This window comes from Bradyrhizobium oligotrophicum S58, from assembly GCF_000344805.1.
Lineage (GTDB): Bacteria > Pseudomonadota > Alphaproteobacteria > Rhizobiales > Xanthobacteraceae > Bradyrhizobium > Bradyrhizobium oligotrophicum.
The window spans coordinates 2,966,196-2,980,748 of the sequence record NC_020453.1; the positions used below are offsets into that span (position 1 = coordinate 2,966,196).

The 14,553-nt window shown below is 65.2% G+C and carries 11 protein-coding genes; 10 read left to right on the plus strand and 1 reads right to left on the minus strand.

The genetic code is table 11. From position 1 onward, the window contains the following. The first annotated feature begins 8 nt into the window (after positions 1 to 8). The 6 genes from S58_RS12840 (at position 9) to S58_RS12865 (ending at position 9,043) form a co-directional block, all read left to right on the plus strand. Positions 9 to 1,880 (plus strand): hypothetical protein, encoded by a 1,872-nt coding sequence (locus tag S58_RS12840; RefSeq protein WP_015665750.1) that lies wholly within the window; start codon positions 9 to 11, stop codon positions 1,878 to 1,880. Positions 1,881 to 1,972: 92 nt separating this feature from the next. Further along, entirely contained in the window at positions 1,973 to 2,776 is an 804-nt protein-coding gene (locus S58_RS12845) for a hypothetical protein (protein WP_015665751.1), read from the plus strand. A gap of 10 nt (positions 2,777 to 2,786) precedes the next feature. Then, positions 2,787 to 4,412, plus strand: coding sequence for a hypothetical protein (locus S58_RS12850; RefSeq protein WP_042339352.1), 1,626 nt, complete (start codon positions 2,787 to 2,789; stop codon positions 4,410 to 4,412). A gap of 52 nt (positions 4,413 to 4,464) precedes the next feature. After that, positions 4,465 to 5,655: an ATP-grasp domain-containing protein gene (locus tag S58_RS12855; RefSeq protein ID WP_042340719.1), complete on the plus strand. Its 1,191-nt coding sequence runs from the start codon at positions 4,465 to 4,467 to the stop codon at positions 5,653 to 5,655. Beyond that, the gene (locus S58_RS12860; protein ID WP_015665754.1) at positions 5,652 to 7,160 is read left to right on the plus strand and encodes a pyridoxal phosphate-dependent decarboxylase family protein; all 1,509 of its coding nucleotides are present in this window, start codon (positions 5,652 to 5,654) and stop codon (positions 7,158 to 7,160) included. The genes S58_RS12855 and S58_RS12860 overlap by 4 nt, the downstream gene beginning before the upstream one ends. A 338-nt stretch (positions 7,161 to 7,498) precedes the next feature. After that, the gene (locus tag S58_RS12865; RefSeq protein WP_015665755.1) at positions 7,499 to 9,043 is read left to right on the plus strand and encodes a flagellin N-terminal helical domain-containing protein; all 1,545 of its coding nucleotides are present in this window, start codon (positions 7,499 to 7,501) and stop codon (positions 9,041 to 9,043) included. A 140-nt stretch (positions 9,044 to 9,183) separates the two neighbouring features. Here S58_RS12865 and flbT read toward each other — a convergent pair whose 3' ends face one another. Then, positions 9,184 to 9,609 carry a flagellar biosynthesis repressor FlbT gene (gene flbT, locus S58_RS12870; RefSeq protein WP_015665756.1) on the minus strand — a complete coding sequence of 142 codons (426 nt, stop codon included), beginning with the start codon at positions 9,607 to 9,609 and terminating at the stop codon, positions 9,184 to 9,186. A 387-nt stretch (positions 9,610 to 9,996) separates the two neighbouring features. Between flbT and S58_RS12875 the strand changes: the two genes are divergently transcribed. The 4 genes from S58_RS12875 to S58_RS12890 all read left to right on the plus strand — a co-directional run bounded on the left by S58_RS12875 (position 9,997) and on the right by S58_RS12890 (position 14,502). Beyond that, positions 9,997 to 11,541, plus strand: coding sequence for a flagellin N-terminal helical domain-containing protein (locus tag S58_RS12875; protein ID WP_015665757.1), 1,545 nt, complete (start codon positions 9,997 to 9,999; stop codon positions 11,539 to 11,541). 230 nt (positions 11,542 to 11,771) lie between these two features. Continuing rightward, positions 11,772 to 13,343, plus strand: coding sequence for a flagellin N-terminal helical domain-containing protein (locus S58_RS12880; RefSeq protein ID WP_015665758.1), 1,572 nt, complete (start codon positions 11,772 to 11,774; stop codon positions 13,341 to 13,343). A gap of 386 nt (positions 13,344 to 13,729) precedes the next feature. Then, positions 13,730 to 14,095 (plus strand): flagellar biosynthesis regulator FlaF, encoded by a 366-nt coding sequence (gene flaF / locus S58_RS12885; protein WP_015665759.1) that lies wholly within the window; start codon positions 13,730 to 13,732, stop codon positions 14,093 to 14,095. Between the two features lie 38 nt (positions 14,096 to 14,133). After that, positions 14,134 to 14,502, plus strand: a complete 369-nt coding sequence (locus S58_RS12890; protein ID WP_042340720.1) for a hypothetical protein — start codon at positions 14,134 to 14,136, stop codon at positions 14,500 to 14,502. The last annotated feature ends 51 nt before the right edge of the window (positions 14,503 to 14,553 follow it).

A 14,553-nucleotide genomic window follows, 5' to 3' on the forward strand; every position in this document is an offset into this window, starting at 1 on the left:
CGTGTAAGATGACGATCAGCAGTGTCAATTACGGAAGTTCTCTGCTCGGCCTGTCCGTGCGAAACATCACGAGCCAGCTCGCGGACCTTTCCACGCAGCTGTCGAGCGGCGTCAAGGCGAACAACTACGCCGGCATGGGGCCCGACGAGGGCTTCGCGATCGCGGCGCGCGCGCAGCTGTCGACCATCTCGGCCTTCACGACGACGATGACCCACGTCAACACCGTCATCGGGGCGGTCAACACGTCGTTGCAGTCGCTGTCCAAGATTCACGATCAGGTCCAGAGCGGTGCCTCGGCGACGCCGCAGAACCTGACCAGCACCGGCCAGACCACGGGTCAGCTGACGGCGCTGTCCAACCTTTCGGCGATCACCGGCATCCTCAACACCCAGGTCGGCGACCGCTACATCTTCTCCGGCAGCGCCACCGACCGGCCGGCGATCGCGTCGGCCGACGACATCCTGAACGGCACCACGACGCAGGCCGGGCTGAAGCAGGTCATCGCCGAGCGGCAGCAGGCCGATCTCGGGCTCAATGGCCTCGGGCGTCTCAACCTTTCGGCGTCGGCGACGGTGCCGATCACGCTGGCGGAGGACGTCGCCGGCTCGCCGTTCGGCTTCAAGCTGAGCGGGGTCACCTCGTCGCTGACCAACGCGACGGTGACGGGACCGTCCGGCTCGCCCGCGGGCATCTCGGTCGATCTCACCGCCGGCAATCCGAATGCCGGCGACCAGATCAGCTTCACCTTCAAGCTGCCCGACGGCACCTCGGAATCGATCAAGCTGACGGCGTCGACCACGACGCCGGCGCCGACCAGCACGTTCGCGATCGGCGCGACGCCCGCGGCCACCTCCGCCAATCTCAACGCGGCGCTCAACACGGCGCTGTCGACGCTGGCGAATACCTCGCTGACCGCCGCCTCGGCGGTCGTCGCCGGTGACAACTTCTTCAACACGGCGAGCTCCGTGTCGGGAACCGTGGTCAACAACAAGCTCGCGACGCCGGCGCCGATCACGGGAGCGACGCTGCTGTCGGGCGGGGCGGGCTCCGACTCGATCGCGACCAGCTTTGCAACCGGCGACACCATCACCGTCAACGGCCAGACGCTCACCTTCGTCGCCTCGGGCGCCAACGGCAACACCCAGATCAATGTCGGCGACAGCGTGCAGACATTGCTCTCGAAGATCGATGCGCTCAGCGGCACGTCGAAGGCCTCCACGGTCAGCGGCGGCGCGATCACCTTGCGCACCGACGACGCCGCGAGCTTCTCCGTCACCAGCTCGAACGCCGGCGCGTTGTCTGCGCTCGGCTTCTCCGGGACGGTCACCGCTCCGACGCCGCCGTTGCGGGTGTCCGGCACGCCGTTGGGATCGGCGACCAGCCTCGTCAACGGCTCGGCCAACACCGTCGACTGGTACACCGGCAACAGCGGTCCGGGGTCGGCGCGGTCGAGCGCGACCATCCGCATCGACACCGCGCAGAGCATTCAGTTCGGCGCCCAAGGCAACGAGGCTGCGATCCGCAACCTCGTGCAGCAGACCGCGGTCTATGCCGCCGTCAACACGCCGCCGGCGGGAGCGAACGCGCCGCAGCAGATCGGCGCGCTCAGCCAGCGCATCGCCGCCAACCTGACGCCGCAGCTCGGCCAGCAGTCAATCTCGGACATCCAGACCGATTTCGCCAACGCCCAGACCACGATGAAGGACGCCACGGCGCGCCAGACCCAGGCCAAGGCCGCGATGCAAAGCATGGTCGACCAGACCGAGGGCATCTCGCAGCAGGATGTGGCGAGCCAGATCCTGCAGCTGCAGACCAACCTCCAGGCGTCCTACCAGACGACGGCGATGCTGGCCCAGCTGACGCTGGTAAAATATCTGTAGCGCCCCGGGGGCGGCGGTTAGGTTTTCGTTAACCACGTCTCTTTAGCTTTTGTTCAGATGTGGGGCGAGAGCCTCTTTTCCTGGAGGCGGACGTGAGTGACGGAACCGACGAGCGGATTCACCTGGTGATCGCGACACCATGTTTCGGCGGTCAGGTGTCGAGCATCTATGCGAGCTCGATCTTCGCCCTGCAGCGCGAGCTGCGGATCACGTCCAACGTCGATCTGACGGTGCACATGCGCGACGGCGACGCGCTGATCACCCGGGCCAGGGCCAACCTGGTGACGTTGTTCCTCAACGATCCCACGGCAACCCATCTGCTGTTCGTCGATGCCGATATCGGCTTCACCCCCAGGCAGGTCTTCCGGCTGATCGAGACGGGCGGCGACATGGTCGCCGGCGTCTATCCGGTCAAGAAGGTCAACTGGAACAAGGCGCGTCGGGCCGTTGCCGCCAACCGCATGGACGTGCCTGCGGCGTCGCTGGACTACGTGCTCGAGATCGACAATCCCGATCAGGTCGTGGTGGTCAACGGCTTCACGCGGGTGCGCTATGCCGGCACCGGCTTCCTGATGATCCGCCGCCGCGTCATCGAGGCGATGATCGCGCATCCGGCTTACGCGCCGCTGCAGTTCTTCCGCGAGCATTCGCAGGATGCGCTGGCCGGCAGTCCGAACCGCTTCGCGCTGTTCGAATGCATGATCGATCCCGAGACCGGCACCTATCTCAGCGAGGATTTTGCGTTCTGCAGGCGCTGGACCGATCTCGGCGGCGAGATCTGGGCCGATCTCGACAGCCGGCTCGATCACGTCGGCCCTTCCGTGTTCCATGGCAATGTCGCCTCGCAATTTGCGTCGGCCGTGGCGGTTCCAACCGCCGCAGCAGACGCCGCCTGACGATCGTCCCATGACCTCGCCTGCGACCCGGCCTGAGATATCGACCTCGTCAGGCAGCGTTCGGCGCGCGCACGGCGCTGCGACCGGACTGCGCGATCTGTTTGCCTTGCTCGGCGATCTCCTGATCGACGGCGGCGATTCCCGGCTGGCGCTCGACCGGCCCTGGGGCCGCAACGCCTATGGCTGCGGTCCGTCGCCTGCGCCCGACCTGCTGTGCTTCGCATCGAGCACGGCCTCGCCGATTTCCGAGCGTGCCTATGCGCGCGCCGAGCTGGCACGCGAGCAGTTGATGCACGCCGCGATCTCGCTCGGCCTCGACGAGGCGCTCGACCGGCGCACCGAGGAGATGCGCTGCGAGCTGCGGCAGCATCTCGGCCTCACCGAGGCGGTCGACATCGTCTTTTCGCCATCGGGCACCGACTCGCAGCTCCACGCCCTGGCGCTGGTGCGCGCGCTGCTCGGCGAGAGCGTCACGAGCGTCGTGGTCGGCAGCGATCAGACCGGCAGCGGCACCCCCGCGACCGCGCGCGGCCGTCATTTCAGCGCGCGGACAGCAGGCGGCCGCGCCGTCAACCGGGATGCGCCGATCGAAGGTCTTTCGGGCGACGCCGTCCTGCTGCCGTTGTTCGACGGCGCATCGATGGGGGGGCGCGGCGATATGGATGCGGCGGTGCTCGAGGCCGTCGGGGCACTCGTCCGCGACGGCCGCAACGTGCTGCTGCAGATCATGGACGCGTCCAAGCTCGGCTGGCGCGCGCCGGACATGGCCTGCCTGGACGAGGTGGCGCGGCGCTGGCCGGGCCGCGTCCAGGTCGTCGTCGATGCCTGCCAGATGCGGCTCGGCCCAGAGCGGCTGCGCGGCCATCTCGATCGCGGCCATCTGGTCGTCATCACCGGCTCGAAGTTCTACGGCGGACCCGCCTTCAGCGGCGCGGTGCTCGTTCCCGCTACGGCGTCGCCGGCCTTGCGCAAGGGCGGCCCGATGGCAGCCGGACTGTTCGACTACGTCAATCGCAGCGACTGGCCGATGGCCTGGACGGATCTGCGGGCGCGCGCGCTGCCCCGCGCGAACATCGGACAATGGCTGCGCTGGGAAGCCGCGCTGGAGGAGATTGCGGCCTATCACGCGGTGCCCGAGGCGTTCCGCCGGATGGCCATCCGACAGCTCGGGGAGGCGATCGAAAGCCTGCTGGCGCTGTCGCCGGTGCTGCGTCCGATCGCGACCCATGCAGCCGCAGACGCCGATGATGGCAAGTTCGGCTTTGCCACGATCTTCCCGTTCGTGCTCCGGCGTGACGGGCGCCTGCTCGATCTCGGCGAGACGCAGGCCGTCAATCGCGCGCTTCAGCACGATCTCGGCAGCCGCTTCAGCGGGCGCACGGCCGCCGTTGCGGCTCGCCAATGCCTGATCGGCCAGCCGGTGCGGATCGAGCGCGGCGACGCGGCGCCCGCCGGCGCACTGCGGCTGTGCATCGGCGCGCGCCAGGTGACGGAGGCATGGTCCGACGACATCACCACCGCGCGCGTCAATCTCGAATCCGAAATCGACCGCATTGCCGACGTGGTCGCCAAAACAGAGCTGCTCGTGTCGGATCTGAGCAGCCAGGATCTCAGGGACATCTGCAATGCCAACTGATCTGCTCGCGCTGGCCGAAGCCGCCTGCGCTGGATGTGCCGACCGGATCGGCATGGCCAAGATCGCGAAAGCCGCCTTCGACGGCCAGGATCTGAAACCGATATGGGCCGCCTTGCTCGGCAAGCTGCTCGACGGCACCGCCGCGCCGGGCGAGGGGCTCGATCTCGCGCTGGTCGGCCAGCTGATCGGCGAAAAGTCGTCCGCGCTCGCGATCCAGCACGACGTGCTGCAGGCGCAGCAGCTCTACCGCGTCGCCGGCAACAGTCCGGCGCCGCGGCTGCGCGTGCTCGCGCTCGCGGCCTCCACCGACATGGGCAGCAATACCCCGATCGAGTTCCTGCTCGAAGAGACCGACATCGCGCTGATGCTGCTCTATGTCGTCCCGGGCGCGGAGCTGCCGTCGCCGCTGCCGGCACACGACGTCGCCATCGTCATCGCCTCCGACTCCGAGGATTGTCAGCACGCGCTGCGTGAGATCGACGCCGTCGCCGCCCGCTGGCCGCGTCCGCTGCTCAACCCGCCGGAGCGGATCTGGCATCTCGATCGCGACAAGCTGCACGCGCTGCTGGCCGGCATCGAGGGGCTGTGCATTCCGGCGACGGTCCCTGTCGATCGCGACCGCCTGATCGAGGTGGCGGACGAGCGCGAACTGATCACCGACGTCCACGCCGAGCTCGGCTTTCCCGTCATCGTCCGGCCGCGCGGCTCGCATGCCGGCGTCGGACTCGAGAAGATCGAGGAGCCGATCGAGCTCTCGCTCTATCTCGATGAACGCGACGAGCAGGAGTACTTCGTCGCGCGCTTCGTCGATTACGCCAGCGAGGATGGCCAGTTCCGCAAATACCGCATCGTGTTCGTCGATGGCGTCGCCTATGCGTGCCACATGGCGATCGCGCGGCGTTGGGACATCTGGTACCTCAACGCCGGCATGGCGGGTAGTGAGAGCAAGCGTCTCGAAGAGGCGACTTTCATGCAGACGTTCGATATCGGCTTCGGGCGCCGTCATCGCAGCGTGCTCGATGCGATCGCCGCGCGCATCGGCCTCGATTACTTCATCATCGATTGCGCGGAGACCAAGGACGGAGCGCTGCTGGTCTTCGAAGCCGACAACACGGCGGTGGTGCACAACATGGATCCGCCGGACGTCTTCCCCTACAAGCCGCCGCAGATGCAGAAGATCTTCGCGGCGTTCGCGGCCATGATCGCCAAGCATGCGGCATTGGCGGCGGAGCGTGCGGCGTGACCGTGACGACGCGGACCGACGGTACTCAGCTCGCGGGCGAGACGCTCGATCCGCAGGATTGGGACGAGGTCCGCGCGCTCGGTCATCGCATGCTCGATGACATGATCGACTATGTCGCCGACATCCGCGACCGGCCGGTATGGCAGCCGATGTCGCAGGCGACGCGGCGGCGCTTTCGCAGCGAGCTGCCGCGCGCGCCGACCGATCTCGCCGAGGTGTACCGCGATTTCAACGAGCTCGTCGTCCCCCATGCCACCGGCAACGTGCATCCGGGCTTCATGGGCTGGGTGCATGGTGGCGGCACCGTGGTCGGCATGCTTGCGGAGATGCTGGCGGCCGGATTGAACGCCAATCTCGGTGGCCGCGACCATGCGCCGATCGAGATCGAGCGGCAGGTGGTCGACTGGACGCGGCAGCTGTTCGGCTTTCCGCAGGGCGCCAGCGGCATCTTCGTCACGGGAACGTCGATGGCCAATCTGATGGCCGTGATTGTGGCGCGCCGTGCGGCGCTCGGCCATTCCGTGCGTAGTGAAGGCATTGGCGAATCCGGCCGACGATTGCGTGCCTACACCTCCAAGGCCGCACATGGCTGTATCGCCAAGGCGATGGATGTCTGCGGGCTGGGCAGTGACGCGCTTCGCTGCGTCGCCGTCGATGCCGCGCACCGCATCGACGTGACCGAGCTCCGCGCCGCGATCGCGCGCGATCGCGAAGCGGGGCTGCATCCCTTCCTCGTCGTCGCCTCCGCAGGGACGGTCGATATCGGCGCCATCGACGATCTCGCTGCTGTCGCCGACCTCTGCCGCAGAGAGGGTCTGTGGTTTCACGTCGACGGCGCTTTCGGCGCGCTGGCGATGCTATCGCCGGAGCTGGCACCGAAGCTTGCCGGGATCGAGCGGGCGGACTCGATCGCGCTCGATTTTCACAAATGGGGGCAGGTGCCCTACGACGCGGGATTTCTGCTGGTGCGCGACGGCGAGCGGCATCGCGACGCCTTTGCGTCGCCGGCCGCCTATCTGCGCCGCGAGACGCGCGGCTTGGCGGCAGGCACGCAGTGGCCGTGCGATCTCGGGCCGGATCTGTCGCGCGGCTTCCGCGCGCTGAAGACCTGGTTCACGCTGCGGACGTTCGGCGGTGACGCGCTCGGGGCGGTCATTGCGCATACCTGCGAGCTCGCGCGCGATCTCGAAGCCCGCGTGTTGGCCGAACCCGAGCTGGAGCTGCTCGCGCCGGTCAATCTCAACATCGTCTGCTTCCGCTATCGCGCCGACGATGCCGACGCGATCAATGCCGAGATCGTCGCCGACATCCACGAATCAGGCATCGCCGCGCCGTCGACCACGGTGCTGGACGGGCGGCTCGCGATCCGCGCCGCGATCGTGAACCACCGTACGCAGGACACCGATATTGCGAGGTTGATCGCCGCCGTGCTGAGCTTCGGACGGCAGCGCGCGGCCGGCCTCACGCCGCTGATCGAGATCGAGGCGCCGCCACTCGCGCTGTGAGCGCGACGAGCTCTTGCGGCCCAAAGCATCGCTCGGCACGCAAACGGCGGCTGTCGCTCCAACCCCTCTTCGAAGGTGGTTTACAGGCGGTGAACAACGCCCGGGTTTGGTAAATCCGTGAACGTTTTCAACGCGCGGTTTTGGCCCGCGGGCTGATCCATGGCCTCGCCAAGCACCTGTCTGATCAATTGAAACGGGCGCGGGCCGCAACCACTTCAGCGTTTGTTAGCCACTCTTGTTCACCGTGACGCCCGTCGTCAGGTGAGAAAAATTCCACCTGGCGGCCAGCCGATCTCGAAGGGATCAGGCTGTTTGTTTCACACCAGAAAGGTATGAAAATGTCAGGTATCGTTCTCTCGGCGTCGGTGCGCCAGAACCTGCTGTCGCTCCAGTCGACGGCTCAGCTTCTCGCCACCACCCAGAACAACCTCTCCACGGGCAAGAAGGTCAACTCGGCGCTCGACAATCCGACCAACTTCTTCACCGCCCAGGGTCTCGACAACCGCGCTTCCGACATCTCCAATCTGCTCGACGGCATCGGCAACGGCGTGCAGGTGCTGCAGGCCGCCAACACCGGCATCACCTCGCTGCAGAAGCTCGTCGACAGCGCCAAGTCGATCGCCAACCAGGTCCTGCAGAGCGCGGTGGGCTACTCCACCAAGTCGAGCGTGACCTCGACCGCTCTCACCGGCGCGACCGCCACCAGCCTGATCGGTGCGAGCTCGTCGGCGGCCACCGGTACGGCCCTGGTGAACGACAACACCTCGAGCGCGGTCGCGATCACCGGTTCGACCAAGCTGTCGGGCACGCCCGGCACCGCGTCGAACGACCTGGCCTCCGCCATCACCTCCGGCGACACGCTGGTCGTGAACGGGACCACGTTCAGCTTCGTCACCGGCACGTCCTCGACCGGCACCAGCATCGGCATCGGTGATACCGTCAGCAACCTGCTGTCGGCGATCCAGACCGCGACCGGCGTGACCTCGTCGATCACGGCGGGTGCGATCACCTTCACGCCTCCGGCTGCAGGCCTGACGTTGTCCGGCGCTGCGGCGGCCAAGCTCGGCTTTGCCTCGAACATCGGCAACTCGTTGTCCGGCGAAACGCTGACGATCGCCGCCACAGGAGGTGGCACGGCGACCAGCATCACGTTTGGCCTAGGGACAGGGCAGGTCAACTCGCTGAACGACCTCAACGCCAAGCTCTCGGCGAACAACCTGCAGGCCTCGGTCGACTCCACCGGCAAGATCACGCTCACCACCACGAACGACGCGGCGTCGGCCACGATCGGCACGATCGGTGGCACGGCGGCGGCAGCGAGCCAGTCGTTCAACGGCCTGACCGCGGCGGCTCCGACGGCCGACGTGACGGCGCAGTCGCAGCGCTCGAGCCTGGTGGCGCAGTACAACAACGTGCTGGCGCAGATCAACACGACGGCGGCGGATGCGTCGTTCAACGGCGTCAACCTGCTCAACGGCGACACGCTGAAGCTGACCTTCAACGAGAACGGCAAGTCGACGCTGTCGATCACCGGCGTGACCTTCAATACCGGCGGCCTGGGTCTTTCGACCCTGACCTCGGGCACCGACTTCCTCGACAACAACTCGGCGAACAAGGTGATCAGCGTGCTGAACAGTGCGAGCTCCACGCTGCGGAACGAAGCGTCGACCCTTGGTTCGAACCTGTCGGTGGTGCAGATCCGCCAGGACTTCAACAAGAACCTGATCAACGTGCTGCAGACCGGTTCGTCGAACCTGACCTTGGCCGACACCAACGAGGAAGCGGCCAACAGCCAGGCGCTGTCGACCCGCCAGTCGATCGCCGTGTCCGCGCTGTCGCTTGCCAACCAGTCACAGGCGAGCGTGCTGCAGCTGCTGCGCTAAGGCGCAGCCGCACTCCTCAAACATCGAAAGCGGCGGGGGAAACCCCGCCGCTTTTTCGTGGCCGTCAGGCGACAGATGACGAAGGCCCGGCACCGCCAGTGGCGAGCCGGGCCTTTGTTGCCGGAATTGAAGGCGGAAGTTCAGGCGGCCGAACTGACCGGCTTGTCCTGCTGCTCGGCTTCGGCCTGTTCGAGCAGCTTCTTCTCGAAGGCGACGAGCTTCTTGGCTTCCTTCAGCGCCTGATAGAGATCGCCGTTGAGGATGTGGCCGTTGATGGCTTCGATGATCGGCCAGGCGCTCGGCACGGTGGTGATGATGTCGCGCAGCAGGTTGAAATAGGTGCCGTGATCGGCGTCGGCGCCGGGCGAGATGTACATCAGCTGGACGGCCAGATAGACGAGCTTGGCCGGCGTGTCGGCCGTCTCGGGCGTCAGAATGTCCTTCTCGCGCAGGATCGGGATGTTGTCGCCGTCGATCAGCAGCCGCGCGCGCTGGTCGGTATTGGTGATCACGCACGAGCCGATGATGATGCGCTCATGCGGCTTCAGTTCGACTTTGAGGGCCATTCTCGTTCTCCGTTGCCGCGATCGATGCGGCGCCGAACCTGCTCCGTCGAGGCCGGCGACCAATCTGGCGACCAGTGCAAGATGTGCGTGGAGCGTGCGGCGCGATCAGCCGGCGCGCAGCAATCCTTTCTGAACATGGTTAACGATCGGTAAACGGGCCCGTAGGTGCCGAAATTCGCGTGGTTTTTGGAGAAATCGACCGTGGAGATCCGTTCGCAGCCGGGCGCGCGGCCGTCCGCTGCCCGGACCGTCAGGGACGCCGTTTCACCCTTCGTTAGGCACTCCTGTTTACCTTGACCGACGTCGCCCAGTCGAGCAGTCGACCTCGGGCCTCGCCTTGATCTTGAAGGGATCGGGCTGTTTGTTTCACACCAGAAGGGTATGAATATGTCAGGTATTGTTCTCTCGGCGTCGGTGCGCCAGAATCTGCTCTCGCTCCAGTCGACGGCTCAGCTCCTCGCCACCACCCAGAACAACCTCTCCACGGGCAAGAAGGTCAACTCGGCGCTCGACAATCCGACCAACTTCTTCACCGCCCAGGGTCTCGACAACCGCGCTTCCGACATCTCCAATCTGCTCGATGGCATCGGCAACGGCGTGCAGGTTCTGCAGGCCGCCAACACCGGCATCACTTCGCTGCAGAAGCTCGTCGACAGCGCCAAGTCGATCGCCAACCAGGTCCTGCAGAGCTCTGTGGGCTACTCCACCAAGTCGAACGTGACCTCTGCCGCTCTCACCGGCGCGACGGCCACCAGCCTGATCGGTGCGAGCTCGTCGGCGGCCACCGGCACGGCCCTGGTGAACGACAACACCTCGAGCGCGGTCGCGATCACCGGTTCGACCAAGCTGTCGGGCACGCCCGGCACCGCGTCGAACGACCTGGCCTCCGCCATCACCTCCGGCGACACGCTGGTCGTGAACGGGACCACGTTCAGCTTCGTCACCGGCACGTCCTCGACCGGCACCAGCATCGGCATCGGTGATACCGTCAGCAACCTGCTGTCGGCGATCCAGACCGCGACCGGCGTGACCGCGTCGATCACGGCGGGTGCGATCACGTTCACGCCTCCCGCTGCAGGCCTGACGTTGTCCGGCGCCGCGGCTGCCAAGCTCGGCTTTGCCACGAGCATCGGCAACTCGCTGTCCGGCGAAACGCTGACGATCGGCGCCACAGGAGGTGGCACGGCGACCAGCATCACGTTCGGTCTAGGGACAGGGCAGGTCAACTCGCTGAACGACCTCAACGCCAAGCTCGCGGCGAACAACCTGCAGGCCTCGATCGACACGACCGGCAAGATCACGCTCACCACCACGAACGATGCGGCGTCGGCCACGATCGGCACGATCGGTGGTTCGGCGGCGGCAGCGAGCCAGTCCTTCAACGGCCTGACGGCAGCGGCTCCGGTCACCGATTCGACGGCGCAGTCGCAGCGGGCCAGCCTGGTCGCGCAGTACAACAACGTGCTGGCGCAGATCAACACGACGGCGGCGGATGCGTCGTTCAACGGCGTCAACCTGCTCAACGGCGACACTCTGAAGCTGACCTTCAACGAGACCGGCAAGTCGTCGCTGTCGATCACCGGCGTGACCTTCAACACCAGCGGCCTGGGTCTTTCGACCCTGACCTCGGGCACCGACTTCCTCGACAACAACTCGGCGAACAAGGTGATCAGCGTGCTGAACAGTGCGAGCTCCACGTTGCGGTCGGAGGCCTCGACGCTCGGTTCGAACCTGTCGGTGGTGCAGATCCGCCAGGACTTCAACAAGAACCTGATCAACGTGCTGCAGACCGGTTCGTCGAACCTGACCTTGGCCGACACCAACGAGGAAGCGGCCAACAGCCAGGCGCTGTCGACCCGCCAGTCGATCGCCGTGTCCGCGCTGTCGCTCGCCAACCAGTCGCAGGCGAGCGTGCTGCAGCTGCTGCGCTAAGGCGCAGCCGCACTCCTCAAACATCGAAAGCGGCGGGGGAAATCCCGCCGCTTTTTTTGCGCCTGGTTTGCCGCCGCAGCCCGTATCAATACCGGGTTCGAGCAAGCGGGGCGGGAGAGCAGGGCGGCCGTAACCGGTCGTTAAGCAAGAAATTTAAAGCGCCATTAACCATGTTTTAAAGCTGCGTGGACTAGAACCTCCTGGTGAATAACTAGGAAGGTTTCACACACATGTCCGGTATCGTTCTCTCGGCTTCGGTTCGCCAAAACCTGCTGGCGTTGCAAAATACGGCATCGCTGCTGGCCACGACTCAAAACAACCTGGCCACCGGCAACAAGGTCAACACGGCGCTCGATAACCCCACCGAATTCTTCACCGCGCAAGCGCTCAACAGCCGGGCGAGCGACATCTCGAACCTGCTCGACAGCATCGGCAATGGTGTCCAGGTGCTGCAGGCGGCGAATACCGGTCTGACCTCGCTGCAGAAGCTGGTCGACAGCGCAAAGTCGATCGCCAGCCAGGTCCTTCAGGCCCCCACGGGCTACACCACCAAGTCGAGCATCACATCGGCGGTCATTCCCGGCGCCACGGCGAATAACCTGCTCGGCAGCTCATCGAACAATTTCGTGACCGGCAGCGCCGTCAACAACGACAATCTCAGCTCGGCGGTCGCGATCACCGGCTCTACCAGGCTGTCGGGCACCCCGACCTCCACGTCGAACGACCTCGCGAGCAGCATCACGACCGGCGACACGCTTACGGTCAACGGCGTGGTGTTCACCTTCGTGGCCGGCTCGGTCTCGGCAGGCACCAATATCGGCGTCGGCGACACCGTCAGCAATCTTTTGGCTGCCATCGATTCGGTGACCGGCGCAACCGCCACGCCGTCGACGGTGAGCGGCGGCAAGATCGCCCTCGCGACAGGCACGGCGCAGGATCTGACCGTATCGGGTTCGGCCCTGGCGAAACTAGGATTGACGCCCGCCACGACGACACGCAACCCGCCTGCATTGAGCGGTGAGACATTGACAATAGCCTCGACAGGAGGCGGCGTCGCAACCAACATCACCTTCGGCACGGGCGCCTCGCAGATATCGACGCTGACGCAGCTCAACACTGCGCTCGCTGCGAACAACCTGCAGGCCAGCCTGAGCACGACAGGCCAGCTGACGATCCTCACCACCAACGAATCCGCCTCGTCCACCATCGGCGCGGTCGCAGGCTCCTCGACGGCGGCAAGCCAGGCCTTCAACGGTGTGACTGCATCTACGCCGGTGGCCGACACCAATTCGCAGACCACGCGGGCCGGATTGATCGCGCAGTACAACAACGTGCTGGCTCAGATCAACACCACGGCGCAGGACGCGTCGTTCAACGGCATCAACCTGCTGAACGGCGACACGCTGAAGCTGACCTTCAATGAGACCGGCCGGTCGACCCTGAACATCACGGGCGTGACGTTCAACAGCACCGGTCTTGGCCTGTCCTCCCTGGTCGTCGGAACCGACTTCCTCGACAGCAACTCGGCGAACAAGGTGCTCACGACCTTGAACAGCGCATCGACCTCGCTCCGCTCCGAGGCGTCGTCTCTCGGTTCGAACCTGTCGATCGTGCAGATCCGTCAGGACTTCAACAAGAACCTGATCAACGTGCTGCAGACCGGCTCGTCGAACCTGACGCTGGCCGACACCAACGAGGAAGCGGCCAACAGCCAGGCGCTGTCGACCCGCCAGTCCATCGCGGTGTCCGCGCTGGCGCTGGCAAACCAGTCGCAGGCGAGCGTGCTGCAGCTGCTGCGCTGAGCACGACGGCTCCGAATCCGACTTTGGCGAAGCGGCGGGCATGGCCCGCCGCTTCTGCTTTTGCGTCCGGCGTCTGCGTCCCGGCTCCGACCTTCTTCGCTGGCGATGGAGCCGTGGCCTGTTGGCGTCTTGCGCACAGGGCGCAGGGAGCGGGCTGCTGGTTCTCCGTTGCGGTTTCCGGCGATTGCGCCTCGAAGTTTTTTGCCGGCAATTTGAATCGTCGCGTTCGTACGAAATTAAGACGTTCAGGAAGCACGGTTGTTATCGGTGTCTGGGGATATCGCGAGGCGAAATGCGCTAACAGCTGCTAACCATATTTTAAAGGCACGCAACGTACAAAACCTGAGCAGTTTTGTTGGTGTCCCAGCGTCAGTCCGGAGTACTTGATGTCATATGCCGCCCAAGCCTATGCACGCACGTCGCACACGACGGCATCGCCACGGGAGATCGAAGCTCAAGCATTGTTGAAAGCAGCGCGGCAGCTGCAGGAAGTCCAAGCCAATTGGAATGGCCCCGATCGCAGCATGTACAAGGCGCTGCTCTTCAATCGTCGTCTGTGGACGATCTTCATGAGCGCGATGGAAATGGACGACAATCCGAACTCGCTCGATGTCCGGCAGAACATCGCGAATATCGGCGTGTTCGTCATGAAGCAGACCATCGAGATGCAGATGGATCCCGATCCGGCGAAGTTGAAGTCGCTGATCGACATCAACTGCAACATCGCTGCGGGTCTCTCCGGGCGCAGCTGAGTGGTTCTGGGCCGGCCGGGCCAGGGAGAGGCATGATCATGGCGGACATTACCAATATCCTCTCGGCCGCCTACAAATCCAACGTGCTGAATACGGCGCGCAGCACCGGCAAGTACGTGGCGGTCGATCCGAGCCTTTATCAGGGCAGCTGGAGCGGCACATACGCCAACAACAAGTCCTTCAACGTGACGGTCTCGGACGTCAGCGGCTTCCGCGCCAAGGTCCACTACCAGAGCGAAGGCGTGAGCAAGTATCAGGATGTTCTGATCAAGGACAATTCGTTCAGGGTCGGCGATACGAAGTTCACGCTGACGGCTCAGGGCAAGGCCCAGATCAAGAACGTCGTGACCGATCCTGCGTCCGGTCAAACCTATCTCGACACGGCCTACGCCACCCAGAGCAGCTGATCCGCCGCGACCGATTCGTCGCCGATGGTCCATTTGCCGTCGAAGCAGCGG